At 40.4% G+C, this 14,755-nt stretch carries 16 protein-coding genes; 5 read left to right on the top strand and 11 right to left on the bottom strand.

Features of this window, described 5'->3' with window-relative positions; genetic code table 11:
- Positions 1–11: 11 nt before the first annotated feature.
- Positions 12–266, bottom strand: coding sequence for a hypothetical protein (locus EMIN_RS06065; RefSeq protein WP_012415356.1), 255 nt, complete (start codon positions 264–266; stop codon positions 12–14).
- Positions 267–647: 381 nt separating this feature from the next.
- Between EMIN_RS06065 and EMIN_RS06055 the strand changes: the two genes are divergently transcribed.
- The 4 genes from EMIN_RS06055 to EMIN_RS06040 all read left to right on the top strand — a co-directional run bounded on the left by EMIN_RS06055 (position 648) and on the right by EMIN_RS06040 (position 4,757).
- The gene (locus tag EMIN_RS06055; protein WP_012415355.1) at positions 648–2,720 is read left to right on the top strand and encodes a ribonucleoside triphosphate reductase; all 2,073 of its coding nucleotides are present in this window, start codon (positions 648–650) and stop codon (positions 2,718–2,720) included.
- Between the two features lie 176 nt (positions 2,721–2,896).
- Positions 2,897–3,085 (top strand): anaerobic ribonucleoside-triphosphate reductase, encoded by a 189-nt coding sequence (gene nrdD / locus EMIN_RS06050; protein WP_012415354.1) that lies wholly within the window; start codon positions 2,897–2,899, stop codon positions 3,083–3,085.
- 157 nt (positions 3,086–3,242) lie between these two features.
- The gene (locus EMIN_RS06045; protein ID WP_012415353.1) at positions 3,243–3,860 is read left to right on the top strand and encodes an anaerobic ribonucleoside-triphosphate reductase activating protein; all 618 of its coding nucleotides are present in this window, start codon (positions 3,243–3,245) and stop codon (positions 3,858–3,860) included.
- Between the two features lie 120 nt (positions 3,861–3,980).
- A complete protein-coding gene (locus tag EMIN_RS06040; protein WP_012415352.1) occupies positions 3,981–4,757 on the top strand; it encodes a hypothetical protein in 777 nt (258 codons plus the stop codon).
- Here EMIN_RS06040 and EMIN_RS06035 read toward each other — a convergent pair.
- The 10 genes from EMIN_RS06035 to EMIN_RS05990 form a co-directional block, all read right to left on the bottom strand.
- Entirely contained in the window at positions 4,750–5,862 is a 1,113-nt protein-coding gene (locus tag EMIN_RS06035; RefSeq protein ID WP_012415351.1) for a GNAT family N-acetyltransferase, read from the bottom strand. The two genes, EMIN_RS06040 and EMIN_RS06035, sit on opposite strands and share 8 nt — an antisense overlap.
- Positions 5,863–5,968: 106 nt before the next feature.
- Complete coding sequence (locus tag EMIN_RS06030; protein WP_012415350.1) at positions 5,969–7,159, bottom strand: aminotransferase class I/II-fold pyridoxal phosphate-dependent enzyme; 1,191 nt, start codon at positions 7,157–7,159, stop codon at positions 5,969–5,971.
- Positions 7,160–7,185: 26 nt separating this feature from the next.
- The gene (locus tag EMIN_RS06025; protein ID WP_012415349.1) at positions 7,186–7,650 is read right to left on the bottom strand and encodes an adenylyltransferase/cytidyltransferase family protein; all 465 of its coding nucleotides are present in this window, start codon (positions 7,648–7,650) and stop codon (positions 7,186–7,188) included.
- Positions 7,634–9,001: an acetyl-CoA carboxylase biotin carboxylase subunit gene (gene accC / locus EMIN_RS06020; RefSeq protein WP_012415348.1), complete on the bottom strand. Its 1,368-nt coding sequence runs from the start codon at positions 8,999–9,001 to the stop codon at positions 7,634–7,636. The genes EMIN_RS06025 and accC overlap by 17 nt, the downstream gene beginning before the upstream one ends.
- Before the next feature lie 13 nt (positions 9,002–9,014).
- Positions 9,015–9,389 (bottom strand): acetyl-CoA carboxylase biotin carboxyl carrier protein, encoded by a 375-nt coding sequence (locus EMIN_RS08385; protein WP_012415347.1) that lies wholly within the window; start codon positions 9,387–9,389, stop codon positions 9,015–9,017.
- Positions 9,390–9,474: 85 nt separating this feature from the next.
- Positions 9,475–9,777: a preprotein translocase subunit SecG gene (secG, locus tag EMIN_RS06010; protein WP_012415346.1), complete on the bottom strand. Its 303-nt coding sequence runs from the start codon at positions 9,775–9,777 to the stop codon at positions 9,475–9,477.
- 177 nt (positions 9,778–9,954) lie between these two features.
- Positions 9,955–11,193: an ABC transporter permease gene (locus tag EMIN_RS06005; protein ID WP_012415345.1), complete on the bottom strand. Its 1,239-nt coding sequence runs from the start codon at positions 11,191–11,193 to the stop codon at positions 9,955–9,957.
- Between the two features lies 1 nt (position 11,194).
- Complete coding sequence (locus tag EMIN_RS06000; protein ID WP_012415344.1) at positions 11,195–11,902, bottom strand: ABC transporter ATP-binding protein; 708 nt, start codon at positions 11,900–11,902, stop codon at positions 11,195–11,197.
- Between the two features lie 22 nt (positions 11,903–11,924).
- A complete protein-coding gene (locus EMIN_RS05995) occupies positions 11,925–13,097 on the bottom strand; it encodes an efflux RND transporter periplasmic adaptor subunit (protein ID WP_012415343.1) in 1,173 nt (390 codons plus the stop codon).
- Between the two features lies 1 nt (position 13,098).
- On the bottom strand, positions 13,099–14,382 hold the full coding sequence (locus EMIN_RS05990; protein WP_012415342.1) for a TolC family protein: 1,284 nt from the start codon (positions 14,380–14,382) through the stop codon (positions 13,099–13,101).
- 194 nt (positions 14,383–14,576) lie between these two features.
- Here EMIN_RS05990 and EMIN_RS09675 point away from each other — a divergent pair, with 194 nt between their 5' ends.
- Positions 14,577–14,747: a DMT family protein gene (locus EMIN_RS09675; protein ID WP_202943292.1), complete on the top strand. Its 171-nt coding sequence runs from the start codon at positions 14,577–14,579 to the stop codon at positions 14,745–14,747.
- Positions 14,748–14,755: the final 8 nt, after the last annotated feature.

Here is a 14,755-nt window from a genome sequence, read left to right as displayed (position 1 = left end):
TTATGATATATTTATTTTCTTTTTAATTTGGAAAGCGCAATCGCCGCGCCGAAAATTCTGCCCCAGGTGCTGTTTAAAGTGCATGCTATATTTTCAAGCAATTCAAATGTTTTGCTGGTTCTTTCAACTTGTTCATTGGCGTTTAAAACAAGCAGTTCAACCGCTGTAGCGGTTTCTTTGGCCTGGATAAGAAAGCGAATGGCAAAAATTATCAAAATAACAAGCGCTGCGGTAAGAATTCCTGCGCAAATTTGGTAAACCAACATAAAAACCCCCGGTAAATAAAATGTTTATTTTCTATATTAAACAAGTTTAACACGGGCCAGTCAACTGGTTTTTAAAGGTAAATAAAATGCTAAAATATAAAAAGGGCTGTTTTTGGGGGCTTTAGACGGTATTTTTAAAAATAACCGTGTTTATAGAGTTAAATTGTATAGGGGATTTGCAATTTATAGCCATATTTGTCAAAATTTAAACAGCAACTACAATAAATTCAATACAATAAAAGTTTTAACAGGGTTAAAAACTTTAAAAGTGTGCAGACTTACTGACACAGCTTTTAAATTTTAGCGGGTTTTGTTTTTAGAGGCGTTTTTATAAGCGCCAAAAACGGATTTAGTTTATAATACAGAAGAGGAAGCAGCCCTATGCCAAAGTCAGAAATCATAAAAAATATTGTAAAGAGAGACGGAACCAAACAAAAATTTGACGCCGCTAAAATAACAAAAGCTATTTCAAAAGCCGGCCAGGTTACAGGCGAATTTGGCGAAGATGTCGCTTCCAAACTTACAATAAGAGTTATTAACATAATTCAGCAACTTTATTCGGACAGCGTACCCACGGTTGAAAATATACAAGATATCGTTGAAGACGTTCTTTTAACTTCCAACTACCACAAAACCGCAAAATCTTACATTATTTACAGGGAACAGCATTCCAAAATAAGGGAAATACATTCAAAATTTAACGTTGATTTGGTTGAGCAATACCTTAAAAAGATGGACTGGCAGGTAAATGAGAACAGCAATATGAGTTACTCTTTACAAGGGTTAAACAACTATATTTCCTCAGAAATCAGCAAGGTTTACTGGCTTAATAAAATTTACCCCGAAAATATAAGACGCGCGCACCAGACAGGCGCGGTTCACTTGCATGACCTTGGCCTTTTGGGAGCTTATTGCGTGGGCTGGGACTTGCAGGACCTTCTTACCAGCGGTTTTAAAGGTGTAAGCGGAAAGGCGGAATCACGCCCGGCAAAACATTTTCGCACGGCTTTAGGCCAAATTGTAAACTTTTTTTACACTTTGCAGGGTGAAAGCGCCGGCGCACAGGCATTTTCCAACTTTGACACGCTTTTAGCGCCTTTTATCTATTACGATAAGCTTTCTTATACGGAAATTAAACAGGCTTTGCAGGAATTTTTGTTTAACGTTAACGTTCCTACCCGCGTGGGGTTCCAAACTCCGTTTACTAATTTAACAATGGACCTTAACGTTCCTTCTTATTTTAAAAACCAGCCTGTAATTATAGGCGGACAGTTGCAGGATAAAACGTATGGTGAATTCCAAAAAGAAATGGACTTGCTTAACAAAGCTTTTCTTGAAATTATGCTTCAGGGCGACGCTAAAGGTCGTGTTTTTACCTTTCCTATTCCTACATACAACATAACCAAGGATTTTGACTGGAATAATTCCGAGCTTATTCCTTTGTGGGAAATTACCGCTAAGTACGGTATTCCGTATTTCGCTAATTTTATTAATTCCGACATGAGCCCGGAAGATGCACGCTCCATGTGCTGCCGTTTAAGAATTGATAACAGGGAACTTATTAAAAGAGGCGGCGGCTTATTCGGCTCCGCTCCGCTTACGGGTTCAATAGGCGTGGTTACAATTAACATGCCCCGTTTGGGTTATGTATCTAAAACGGAAGAGGAATTCTTTAAAAATTTAGCCGGCCTTATGGATATAGCCAAAGACAGCTTGGAAATTAAACGTAAAATAATTGAACGTTTTACCGAGGGCAATTTATATCCTTATATGAGATTTTATTTAAGAACCGTAAAAGAACGTTTTAACCAGTATTGGAAAAACCATTTTTCAACAATAGGCTTAGTCGGCTTAAATGAAGCCGCGTTAAACCTTTTAGGCGTTGATTTGGGTACGGAAAAAGGCCGCGCGTTTGGCGAAAAAGTGCTTGATTTTATGAGAGAGCGCCTTATTTCCTACCAAAAAGAAACAGATAATAACTATAACCTTGAGGCCACGCCCGCGGAAGGCACCTCATACCGTTTGGCTAAAATTGATAAAGAGCAGTTCCCCGACATTATTACGGCTAATGAAGCCCATTATAAAGAGGGTAAAGCGCCTTTTTACACCAATTCAAGCCAGCTGCCGGTTAACTACAGCGACGATATTTTTGAAATACTGGACTTGCAAGATTCAATGCAGGCCAAATATACGGGCGGCACGGTAGTCCATATTTATATGGGTGAAAAGGTTAAAAATATTGAAGCCCTTAAAAAGTTTATTAAAAAAGTGTGTGAAAATTACCAACTGCCTTATTTTTCAATTACGCCCACGTTTAGCGTGTGCCCCAAATGCGGTTATTTGGAAGGGGAACACAAAGAATGTCCTAAGTGCAAAGAACAGGCCATTGAGGATATTGAACGCAGAATTAAAGCTATTGAGGAGCAGTTGTTTTCACCCGGCAGCGCCTCATAAGGCCCAAGCTTAGATGTAAAACCGCGCTTAAAATCCGGTTTTTAAGCGTTACTTTTAACCGGAAAACAATAACCCAAAATTAAGGTTGTTTATTTTAGGAAAAAAGTATAGAATTATAACAGGTTTTAAACCACGGTATTTTAGAGCCTGATTTCAAAGACGGGGGTCTTAATTATATGACAACACAAGAAAGAACAAATTTAGTGCAGGAACTTAAAGAACTTAACGCACTTAAAGCGGAAGTAAAAGGCTCAAAATGTGAGGTTTATTCAAGAGTTTGCGGCTATTTGCGCCCGACATCTAATTGGAACGATGGCAAAAGAGAAGAATTTGGCATGCGCAAATTCATGAGCGTTTCAAAATAATTTTTCATATTACCCGCCCTTCTTGGGGGCGGGGTAGTTAGACATTTCACTGCGGACGTGTATTTTTCTACCTTAACGCTAACAAAGTAAGCGCTTTTGTACAGTTGGGATTTATTCCCATGATTAACGCCGCTCCAACACGCGGTAAGAGGATAAAATGAAAATCGGCGGACTTATTAAAACATCTTTGGTTGATTATCCCGGGCTTGTTTCGGCGGTTATTTTTATGCAGGGCTGCAACATGCGCTGCCCTTACTGCCATAATCCGGAGCTGGTTTATCCCAATATGCTGCTTGAACCTTATAACGAGGACGAGGTTTTTGCTTTTCTTGAAAAAAGAAAGGGTGCCCTTGACGGCGTTGTGGTAACAGGTGGGGAACCTGCCGTGCACGCTGATTTGCCTGAATTTTTAGCTAAAATTAAAGCTTTGGGCTATAAAGTTAAACTTGATACAAACGGCACCATGCCCGACATGATTGAAAAGATACTTAAAAAAGGGCTTATTGATTCAATAGCTATGGACATTAAAGCTCCTTTTTCTAAGTATAATGAGGCTGCGGGCGTAGCGGTAAATATTGAAGATATTTCAAAAAGTATGGCTTTAATTGTTGCAAGCGGCATTGATTATGAGTTTAGAACAACTTACGATAAATCCATTTTAACAGAAATTGACATTAAAGAAATAATTAAAAATGTACCAGATGAAAAACATTTTACTTTACAGGAATGCATTCCTTTAAACGGAGAAAAAGATATTTTAAAAGTACAGAAGTAAATTTGCTAAGTGTAAACTTAGTTTTAACCTTAAAAGAGGCGTTTAAAAAACGTCTCTTTTTTTATTTACGGGTTTGCGGGGTGCTTTTATATATGCTATAAATTATATATAGGTAAAGCTATGACTACTATAATTTTTATTTTGGTACTTATTCTTCTATCTTTGGCGGCCATAGATTTTTTTGCTAAGGGCCGGCTGAGCCGCTTGCACACGCAAAATGTGCGTATTCCCGAAACAAGCGACCATCCGGAAGGCTTTTTGCAAAAATCCACCCCGGCGTTTTTCCTTTTTGACCGTTATCGAAACGTTAAAACAGAACTTAAAAAGAATTATGTGCTGGAGCTTGACGGCGTAACCTATTACGGCGGCAGGTTTGAAGGCGGGGAAACTAACAATAAATGGGCTTTTAATATAATTGTAGTGCAAAATAAGCAGCCTTTACCCGTTTTCCTTATAAGGCCTAAATTAAAATTTAATATTTACAGGCCTAAAAACACGATTCTTACGCATGACTCGGAAATAGACGGTAAATATTATATAACTTTCCCTGATAAGGTATTAGCGCCCGAGTTTTTTGACGCTGATATGAAAAAGCAGCTTGCCGCAAGCGACCGCCTGATAGTGGAGTCACTGGGGAAGAAAATGCTTTTCGCGTTCCCGGAAGGTGTTGAAAGTAAAAACACTCCTGAAGATTTGCAGTATTACGCGCAAACGCTCTATCCTGAAATGGTGCGCAACGCGTCTTCCATGGACAGTAAATCATTTGCTAAACTTGATATTCATTTAAGGAAGTATGTGCTAGCCACTAAACCGACGGTTTGGTTCTATATGTTGGCGGTTTTAGTTGTTGGGGCTATAGGGGTTTGGGTGATTGATTTGTGCCCGTTTATTAAATAGGGCTTTGGTATATTCTGTAAACTCTGTCTGATTTTCTGCAGCCTGTTTCCGTAACAACATTTATTATGTCTTTGTTATCTTCAAGCATCCAGCTTAACTCAGCTTTACCGTAACCTACGTCAACACCGTGTTCAACAATGTCTTTTATAAGTATAAGTTCAACGCCTCTGTGCCTGTATTCGGGCAGCACCCCAAGCATAATTAAACGGACGTCTTTTATTTTTTTCCAGGCAATTAAACCTTTAATAAGTTTAAAAGGGTTTAAAATAGTGCCTTTTAAAATCTTTAACATATGGTTCATGTTAGGTATTGCTATGTAAAAGCCTACGGGAACGCCGTTAATTTCTGCTACGCAGGTTATTTTAGCGTCCGCAATCATTTTTAACTGTTTGGCGGTGTTAAGTATTTCAGCTTCGCTTATAGGCAAAAAACCCCAGTTTTGGGCCCAGGCCGCGTTATAAATGTGGCGCACAGTCATAATTTCGGCGTTAAGGTTTTTTAAATTTATTCTGCGCAGTTTTATGTCTTTACTTCTTAAAGCTCTTGCAACTATTTTTTCAAAACGCGGGGTAAACTTATCCGCCGCTACTCTTTCAAAGGCCAAAAGGTCTTTTGCTTTTACAAAACCTTCAGCTTCCATAAGTTCCGGGTAATAAGAAAAATTATAGGGCATCATTATAAAAGGGTCTTCATCAAAACCGTTTACAAGCATGCCGCAGGTATGGTTGGTAGAAGGGTTAAACGGACCTTTTATAACGGACATGCCTTTTTCCCTAAGCCATTCTTTGGCGGCGTTAAATAAAGCTTTGCTTACCTGTTTGTCGTCAATACATTCAAAAAATCCGAACATGCCCGTTCTTTCGCCCCAGTATTCAATGTGGGTGTGGTTAATTATAGCGGCAATACGGCCGGCGATTTTGCCATCCTTATAAGCTAAAAAAAGCTGTTTGTGGGCGTGTTTCCAAAAAGGGTCAGAGGTTAGGGCGTGCTTAGCGTCCATTTTAAGTTCGCCTATCCAAAATTTATCATTTTTATATAAATCGTATTGGAAATTAATAAAATGTTTAAGATTTTTTTTGCCGACTTTAACTATTTGTATGCTCATATATTTAATTATATAATAAAAACAATTTTTAGTTTTACTTAGGATTTCGCTAGTATCAAAATAAAAAAACCTCCCGTTTAACGGGAGGTTTTTTATTTAAATATTTTTATTTTATAAGGCCTAACGCTTTGCCCGCCGCAGCGAACGAAGCTATAATTTTATCTACTTGTTCGTCTGTATGAGTAGCCATAAGAGTAACTCTTATAAGCGCCCTTCCTGGAGGAACGGCCGGACTTACCACAGGATTAACAAATATACCCATTTCATTTAATGCTTTCCACATTTTAAAGCAGTTTTCATTACTGCCTATAATAACGGGTAAAATAGGGGTTTCGCTTTCGCCAAGATTAAAACCCAGCTCGGATAAACCTTTTTTAAGTTTTTCCGTTTTAGCGAAAAGGCTGTCCCTGCGGGAGGTATCATTTTCAATTAAATCTAAAGCTTTGGAAATTGACGCCACGCATACGGGCGGCAAGGCGGCAGAGAATATTTGGCTGCGCGCGTTATGGCGTAAATAGTGTATGATGTCAGCGTCGCCCGCTACAAAGCCGCCTACGGTGCCGAAAGTTTTTGAACAGGTGCCGACAACGAGGTCAACTTCCCCGTTTTCCAAACCAAAATGTTCGCAGGTGCCTCTGCCGGTTTTGCCTAAAATGCCGGTGGCGTGTGCGTCGTCAACAATAATTTTTGCGCCGTATTTATTAGCTAATTTTACAATTTCGGGTAAGGGACATATATCGCCTTCCATGCTAAAAACGCCGTCAACAACAATCAACTTGCCCGCTTCTTCGGGGATTTTGGCCAAAACTCTTTCCAAGTCGGCCATATCATTATGCTTAAACCTTACCATTTCGCCTTCGGAAAGTTTTACGCCGTCTAAAATGCTGGCGTGGTCAAGTTTGTCTACTATAGCGTAATCGCCTTTTTTAAGTAAAGCGCTTACAACGCCCAAATTCATTTGGTAGCCGGCGGCAAAAATAAGAGCGGCTTCTTTTCTTTTAAATCTTGCGATTTGCTCTTCAAGCCGGTCATGATAAATTGTGTTGCCGTTAAGCAGTCGCGATCCCGCGCAGCCCGTGCCAAATTTTTCCACAGCTTCTTTGGCGGCTTTTTTCATTTCCGGGTCGTTTGCCAAACCGAGATAATTATTTGATCCCGCCATAATAAATCTTTTACCGTTCAACATGACCTCGGGGGCCTGTGCGGATTCTATAGGCTGGAAATAACCGTAAATTCCCATTCTCATAGCCATTTTTGCGTCTTTCCAATTTCTGCATTTTTCCAAAATATCAGCCATATTTTTCTTTCACCTTACAATGAATATTACTTATTAATCTTACAAATTGTATTTGTGGTTGAACGCCCTTTAAGAAGCGGAAACCTAACGACTTTTTTAGCGTATTCCCTGCCCACAATATCTTGCGCTTTATAATCGCCGCCTTTTACAAGCACGTCGGGTTTTACAAGTTTAATTAAATTTAAAGGAGTGTCTTCATTAAAAAAAGCCACAGCGTCAACAGACTCTAAACCCGCTGTCACAAGCGCTCTGTCGGCTTGTTTGTTTATAGGGCGCGACGGCCCTTTAAGGCGTTTTACAGAAGCGTCCGTGTTAAGGCCTAAAACAAGCACGTCGCCTTTGCTTTTTGAAAATTCCAAAACACTTACGTGCCCGGCGTGCAAAATATCAAAACAGCCGTTGGTAAAAACAATTTTTTTACCCGCTTTTCTGTTTTTTGCGATAAATTTTTCTAATGCGGGTTTTGTAAATATTTTATTTTTTGCTTTCATCTTCTTTAAATATCCTTTCCAAAAGGCCCGTGTCCATATTACCTGATGCGAAATCCTTATTATTTAAAATTTTATTATGCACCGGGATGGTTGTTTTAATACCGCCGATGTGAAATTCCGATAAAGCGCGCTTGGCTCTTGAGATAGCTCTTTCGCGTGAAGGAGCCCAAACAATGAGCTTGGCGATTAAGCTGTCATAATAGCTGGGTATGGTGTAATTTGTGTACATATGCGTGTCCACTCTTACACCTAAGCCTCCGGCGGGAATCCATTCCGTAATTAAACCCGGGTTAGGGGCAAAATTGTTTTCACAATCTTCGGCGTTTATGCGGTGTTCTATGGCGTGGCAGGTAATTTGCAAAGCCTGTTCGGGTGTTATTTGAAGTTTTTTACCCTGTGCGATATCAATTTGCATTTTAACAAGATCGTAACCGCAAACCATTTCGGTTACGGGGTGTTCTACCTGAAGTCTTGTGTTAACTTCCATAAAATAAAAATCTTTATTTTGGTCCATCAAAAATTCAACAGTGCCTACGCCCGTATATTGACAGGCTTTAATCATTTTGGACGCGGCCTGCGTAAGCTTTTTTCTTACCTCGGGGGTAACGAAAGGCGAGGGAGATTCCTCAACCAATTTTTGATGTCTTCTTTGCATGCTGCAGTCGCGTTCAGTAAAAGACAAAACATTTCCGTGCGCGTCGGCCGCCACCTGCACCTCAATATGTCTTGGCGCTAAAACAAGTTTTTCAAAATAAACTCTGTCGTCGCCAAAAGCGGCGCGGGCTTCGTTTTGCGCCATTTGCATCATTTTATCTAAATCTTCTTCTTTCATAACGGCGCGCATACCTTTGCCGCCGCCGCCCATTGTGGCTTTAATCATTATTGGAAAGCCTATTTTTTTTGCTATTTCCTTATAATTTTTGCCGACAATACCGTCTGAACCGGGAATAACGGGTACGCCCGCTTTAATCGCAATTTCGCGCGCAGCGCTTTTTACGCCTAAAGCTTCAATAGCTTCCGGCGTGGGGCCTATAAAGACTATGCCCGCTTTTGTAACCGCTTTTGAAAATTTAGGATTTTCCGACAGAAATCCGTAACCCGGGTGAATAGCGTCCGTATTTGTTATTTTAGCCGCGCTTACAATGGCGTCAATATTTAAATAGCTTTCTTTTGAGGAGGCGGGGCCTATGCAGACGGCTTCGTCCGCCGCTCTTACATGCATTGAGTCCCTGTCCGCTTCCGAGTAAACAGCAACGGATTTAATGCCCATTTCTTTTAACGTGCGGCAGATGCGTACAGCGATTTCACCGCGGTTAGCGATAAGAACTTTATTAAATTTTTCTGTGGTCATTTATGGCTGGCTCCTACGGTTCGATAAAAAATAAAGGCTGTCCGAATTCTACGGGTTTTGAATCTTCTATTGAAATGATTCTTAACTTGCCTTCGACGGGAGCTTTAACTTCGATTTTTTTTGCGGAGGTTTCAACAATACCCAAAAAATCGCCTTCGGCTATTTTTTGCCCTTCTTTTAAAGGGTTTGTTTTACCTTTGGCCGCGCGGTAATAAAACCCGACAGCGGGTGAAGCAACCGAAAATAAACTACATTCAAAATTTGTGCCCGTTACCGAAGCTTCTTTTGTTTTTATTTCAATGTTATTACCGTCTTTATGATAAACAAATTCGACAATATCTGTTTCTTTAAGCCAAGATGTAACCTGCGTAAGAAGTTTTGTGTCCATAAAATCCTCTTTTAAAGAATTTAAATTAATACGGAAAATGCTGCAAATAAAAAAGCCCCTGCCGTTTTATAACAGGGGAGTAAAATTATTTATTGTTGTTAACGGGCTGGGTTTGAGTAACGGGTACTTTTACATTGTCAACAACCGAGCTTGCTCCGCGTTTAGCGGTTAGCACTGTAAGCGTTATTGAGGTGCAGAAAAGTGTTATCGCCACTACTGCCGTAAATCTGTTTAAAAAGTTAAAAGCCGTAGGCCCTGCGAACAAAGCGTCCGAGCCTCCGCCTCCTCCAAAAATGCCCGCGGCCGAACCTTTACCGCTTTGCATAAGTACTGATAAAATTAACAAAATACACGCTAAAAAGTGAATTACTAATATTAATGTATACATTTTTTAAGACCTCAGTTAATTGGTTTAATATATTATACTAAGTTTTGGGGCGACTTTACTTAAAGGAAGTTTAAAGCTTAAATCCGCTTTTGCGCGTTTAAATATAAAGGCAGGTATTAGGCGTTGTTAAGGATGTAATCCTTTTCGCGCCGCGTACCTGCCTTTTATATTTTAAATTTATTCGTATCTTAAAGCGTCAATAGGGTTGAGTTTGCTTGCTTTGTAAGCGGGGTAGAACCCGAATGAAATACCTATAGCCGCCGACACAAAGAAAGAAAGCAGCACTGAGGATAATGTTATCTCAATAACCATATTGGCAAAATGTTCCAGTCCGAAAGCTATTGAAAGCCCCAGCGTTATGCCTATAATACCGCCTAAAATTGAAAGTATCATAGCTTCCATTAAAAACTGAAGCCTTATATCCCAAAGGCTCGCACCTATAGCCATACGGATACCTATTTCCCTTGTGCGTTCGGTTACGGACACAAGCATAATATTCATAATGCCTATGCCGCCTACTAAAAGAGATATTGACGCTATCGCGCCTAACAACAGGCTCATTGTTGTGGCCATACCTTTCATTGTGTTTAACATTTGGGCAAGGTTTCTTATGTAAAAGTCGTCTTCCTGTCGGGGTAAAAGCTTATGGCGCTGGCGCATAAGCTTTTTGACTTCATCCTCGGTATCTGAAATTAAATCATAAGATTTGGCTTTAATGGTAATAGTTTGCACATATTTGGGCCTGTTTGCCGCCGCGCCCAATTTCGTCTGCATTGTTGAAAGCGGCACGATAATGCCGTTATCGGGGTCAAAACCCCAGGAGCCTTCGCCCACTTCTTTCATTAAACCGACAACTTTATACATTTGTCCGTCAAGGCGAATGGGCTGTTCGACGGGGTTCATATCGGCAAAAAGTTCTTTAGAAGTTTCGCTTCCTAAAATACAAACGGTAGCGGCGCCGTTAATTTCGGCTTCCGTAAATTTCCTTCCTTCCGCTATGTACCACGGTTGAACGTTAAAAATTTCGTTGGTGGTTCCCATAACCCTTGCCATGGTGCCGGTGTTGGCGCTGGTTACGTTTTTGCTTTGTGTTATTGTTGCGTAAACTTCATCGATTGTACGTATTTCCCTTTTTATGGCGGCGACATCATCCGTAGTTAAATATTTAGCCTGGCTTGAAAAGCTAAACCCGCCGCCGGAAGCAGCGCCCGCCTGAAGGTTAATGGTGTTAGATCCCATTTTAGCCACTCTGTCAGAAATATCTTTACTGGCGCCCGCGCCTATTGCCGTCATAGCGATAACCGCGCCCACGCCTATAATTATACCTAAGCTGGTTAAGGCGGAACGCATTTTATTAGCCCAAATGGCTTTTATCGCTATACGCGCAACAGTGTAAGTGGTAATAAAATTAACCATATTATATGCCCTCCGGAGTTCTGGGAGTTTGAACATGGTCTTCAACAATTTTGCCGTCTAAAAAACGTACTACTCTTTTTGCGTAGGCGGCGATATCGTTTTCATGGGTTATTACGATAACTGTTTTTTTAAACTCGCTGTTTAGTTGGCTGAAAAGGGTCATAACCTCATGGCTGGTTTTGGTATCCAGGTTGCCTGTAGGCTCATCAGCAAATATTATGGGAGCGTCGTTAACCAAAGCTCTTGCTATGGCTACACGCTGCTGCTGTCCTCCCGAAAGTTGGCTGGGTACATGGTCAGCACGGTTTGCGAGACCTACTTTTACAAGCGCCTGCATGGCCCGTTCTCGCATTTGCGCGGGGGGGATTTTATTATAAATCATAGGCAATTCAACATTTTCAAGAGCTGTTGTTCTGGAAAGAAGATTAAACCCCTGGAAAACGAACCCGATTTTTTGGTTTCTTATTGCGGCTAAATCAGGCAGTGATTTAGATACTATATCAATGCCGTCAAGGTTATAACTGCCGCTTGTAGGTTTGTCCAAGCATCCCAAAATATTCATACACGTGCTTTTGCCGCTGCCGCTGGGGCCCATAATGGCTACGAACTCGCCTGATTCTATGGTTAAAGACACATCGTTTAAAGCGTGCACCTGTATTTCGCCAAGCGTGTAAACTTTGGTTAAATTTTTAAATTTAATAAGACTCATTTAGATAAAACCCCTTATTTTTTTATCTTCTTCTTTGTCTTTGCGGTCCGGCGAAAAGACTTTTCTTTTGTTTAGCGTTAGTCGTTTCGGCTATAATAACTTCGTCGCCCACATTGATTTGGTCTGAAATAATTTCAGTATTCTTATCGTCCATAATACCTGTTTTTATGTCAATTCTTTCAGGACCTTGTTTTGTTAAAACCCATATTCCCTGCGATCTGTATTTTTCGGTGGAGGATTTAGGCGTAAACCTTAAGGCCGCGTTAGGCACAAGTTTAGCATCGTCTTTTTCCTGTGTAATAATAGTAACGTTCGCGGTCATGCCGGGTTTTAGCTTCAGTTCGGGGTTGTCAACCATAATAATAACGGTGTAAGCAACCATGCCCTGTACTGTCTCCGGAGATAAGCGCACCTGGTTTACAACTCCTTTAAAAGTTACCGAAGGATATCCGTCAATCGTAAACGTAACGTTTTGTCCCTCCTGTACTTTAATGATATCGGCTTCGCTTACGGGAACTTCTATTTGCATTTTTGTTAAATCCTGCGCTACCAAAAAAAGCGTGGGCGTATTAAAACTGGCTGCTACTGTTTGCCCCAAATCAACCGCTCGGGAAATTACGATACCGTCAACAGGCGATGTAATCCTTGTATAGTCCAAATCCGTTTTAGCTTTTGCCAAACTGGCCTTAGCCTGAATAGTGTTTGCCTGGTTTGTAAGATAGGTTGTTTCGGCCTGGTCAAGTTCGCTTTTAGAGACAAAATTCTGCGCGTAAAGCTGCTGGTATCTTTCATATGTGCGCTGTGAGTTTGTAAGCTCGCTCTGCGCTTTCATGAGGGAGGCTTCTTGCTGCAGAACCTGCTGCCTTAAAGTGGCCGGGTCGATTTCGGCAAGAAGCTGCCCCCTTTTTACGGGAGAGTTAAAATCAACATACAGTTTATATATTGTGCCGGAAACCTGCGTACCGACTTCGGTTTGTGAAACGGGGTTAATTGTGCCGCTGGCTTCGACCACTTCTCGTATAGAGCCTATTCTAACCGGTTCGGTTTCGTAAAAAATTTTATCCCCACCCCTGGTAATTAAAAAGATAATTACTATTATTAAAGGCAGTAAGATTAAGGATTTTTTTAAAAGGCTTAATTTTTTAAACCAATTAAATAAAGATTTTATTTTTCCTTCTTTTGTTTGTTTTGTCATATTATCTCATTCCCATGGATTTTAAAATATTTGCTTTAGCTATTCTGTATTCGGTTAAAGCCTGCGCGTAGCTGAGTTCTGCTTCGCTAAAAGAGTATTCCGCGTCTTTTACTTCAATGCTGTTGCCGACGCCGACTTTATAACGGCCGTTTGCAAGAGCAAGGTTTTCTCTGGCTTTTTCAACGTTTAATCCGGCTACGGGAATAGCTTCTTCCGATTGCGTTAAATTAGCGTAAGCTTGTGTAAGTTCTTTTATAATTTGCTGTCTTACGGATTCCTGGTTATAAACGCTTGTGGAGTAAGACGCTTTGGCCTCCTGAGCTTTTTTAGTGGTTTTTAAACCTGTAAATAAAGCCCAGCTTGCATTTATCCCGACCGAGCCGTTTTCCGTAGAAAGGCTGTTTGCGCCGCTTGCCCCGTATGAAGCGGTGGCGTTAATGTCGGGAAAATATTCCGCCCTGGCAGCGTTTAAAGTAGCTTTTGCGCTATCCGTTTTAGCGACAGCGGAAGCTAAGTCCGGCCTGTTTTTATAAGCGTTTGAAAGAGCGTCTTCCGGGCTGATAAAATATTTTTCAAAAGTTAAATCTTTATCAACATCGTAAAACTCAACTTTTTGCAGGCCCATTAAATTGTTTAATACAGCATAAGCCGTTCTTACCGAGTTTTGCGCTCTTATCAGATTAAGTTTAGCGTTGTTTAAATTAACCTCAGCGTTTGTAACGTCTATTTTAGGCCTTATGCCTACGTTAAAAAAACTTTGCGCCTGAGCCAGCTGTTGTTCAAAACGCTGCACGGAAGTTTTAAAAACATCAACGCTTATAATAGCATAAACAAGGTTATAGTAAGCTTCTGTTACATCGAAAACCATTTGGTTTAAAGTTGTTTGGTAGTCAAAACCGGCGCTTGTGTAATTTAATTGCTGCGCGCGGAAAGTTAAATAATTTTTACCGAAAGAAAATATGTTCATGCTAGCGCTTAATCCGGCTGAAGATTTGTTTGAATAACTAAAAATATCATCCATAACTTCTGTTCTGCTCCTGCTCCAGGAACCGTTTGCGCTTATTTGCGGCCAGAATACGGCGCCCGACTGCCAAACCCTTGCTTTCGCGCCTATTAAATTGCTTGACGCGGCGCCTAACGAAGGGTTGTTGTCTAACGCTCTTTGGATGCAGTAGTCCAAAGTATAGACTGGTATCTTAACCTCATCAGTAGGCGTTGCCGCCAGTATGTAAGAGGCGGGAACGAAAATAAAAACCATAAATATAATTTTTTTAAAATTGCTCATATATAATATTTTACCAATTTAAGTATAATGTTTTGGTGGGATAAATATATCTTACTTTAATACAACGCAAATTTTTTTTATTTTATTGCAAAACATGTTAGGAACAATAGTTTTATTTGCTATTTCCAATTCTTTTATAACAGTGGCCCGGTGCCGGGCACCTAAAATTTAAATATAAAGCCTTATAACTCGTTATACTTTTAAACTGGCTTATAGCTTTTGTAGAATATTGCTTTCAGGCGCCCGTTAACAGAATAAGGGCAAAATACTTTACGGTAACGCAGTTAAAAACAATGCAGAAAATAATTACCCTTACCGTTTTTATAGGGGCTTGCGCTGTGTATTCTAAAGAACAATTCGCCTGAAACCATAT

Origin of the sequence: Elusimicrobium minutum Pei191 (assembly GCF_000020145.1) — a bacterium.
In the GTDB taxonomy this organism is placed as follows: Bacteria; Elusimicrobiota; Elusimicrobia; order Elusimicrobiales; family Elusimicrobiaceae; genus Elusimicrobium; species Elusimicrobium minutum.
Note: the sequence above shows the minus strand (reverse complement) of the source record. Positions and strands in the feature narration are given on the sequence as shown.

Coding starts and splice junctions, on each gene's coding strand:
- EMIN_RS06055 (WP_012415355.1), top strand. CDS start 648: ATGCCAAAGTCAGAAATCATAAAAAATATTGTAAAGAGAGACGGAACC.
- EMIN_RS05995 (WP_012415343.1), bottom strand. CDS start 13,097: ATGACAAAACAAACAAAAGAAGGAAAAATAAAATCTTTATTTAATTGG.
- EMIN_RS06045 (WP_012415353.1), top strand. CDS start 3,243: ATGAAAATCGGCGGACTTATTAAAACATCTTTGGTTGATTATCCCGGG.
- EMIN_RS06000 (WP_012415344.1), bottom strand. CDS start 11,902: ATGAGTCTTATTAAATTTAAAAATTTAACCAAAGTTTACACGCTTGGC.
- EMIN_RS06030 (WP_012415350.1), bottom strand. CDS start 7,159: ATGGCTGATATTTTGGAAAAATGCAGAAATTGGAAAGACGCAAAAATG.
- EMIN_RS06025 (WP_012415349.1), bottom strand. CDS start 7,650: ATGAAAGCAAAAAATAAAATATTTACAAAACCCGCATTAGAAAAATTT.
- EMIN_RS08385 (WP_012415347.1), bottom strand. CDS start 9,389: ATGGACACAAAACTTCTTACGCAGGTTACATCTTGGCTTAAAGAAACA.
- EMIN_RS05990 (WP_012415342.1), bottom strand. CDS start 14,382: ATGAGCAATTTTAAAAAAATTATATTTATGGTTTTTATTTTCGTTCCC.
- EMIN_RS06040 (WP_012415352.1), top strand. CDS start 3,981: ATGACTACTATAATTTTTATTTTGGTACTTATTCTTCTATCTTTGGCG.
- EMIN_RS06005 (WP_012415345.1), bottom strand. CDS start 11,193: ATGGTTAATTTTATTACCACTTACACTGTTGCGCGTATAGCGATAAAA.
- secG (WP_012415346.1), bottom strand. CDS start 9,777: ATGTATACATTAATATTAGTAATTCACTTTTTAGCGTGTATTTTGTTA.
- accC (WP_012415348.1), bottom strand. CDS start 9,001: ATGACCACAGAAAAATTTAATAAAGTTCTTATCGCTAACCGCGGTGAA.
- nrdD (WP_012415354.1), top strand. CDS start 2,897: ATGACAACACAAGAAAGAACAAATTTAGTGCAGGAACTTAAAGAACTT.
- EMIN_RS06065 (WP_012415356.1), bottom strand. CDS start 266: ATGTTGGTTTACCAAATTTGCGCAGGAATTCTTACCGCAGCGCTTGTT.
- EMIN_RS06035 (WP_012415351.1), bottom strand. CDS start 5,862: ATGAGCATACAAATAGTTAAAGTCGGCAAAAAAAATCTTAAACATTTT.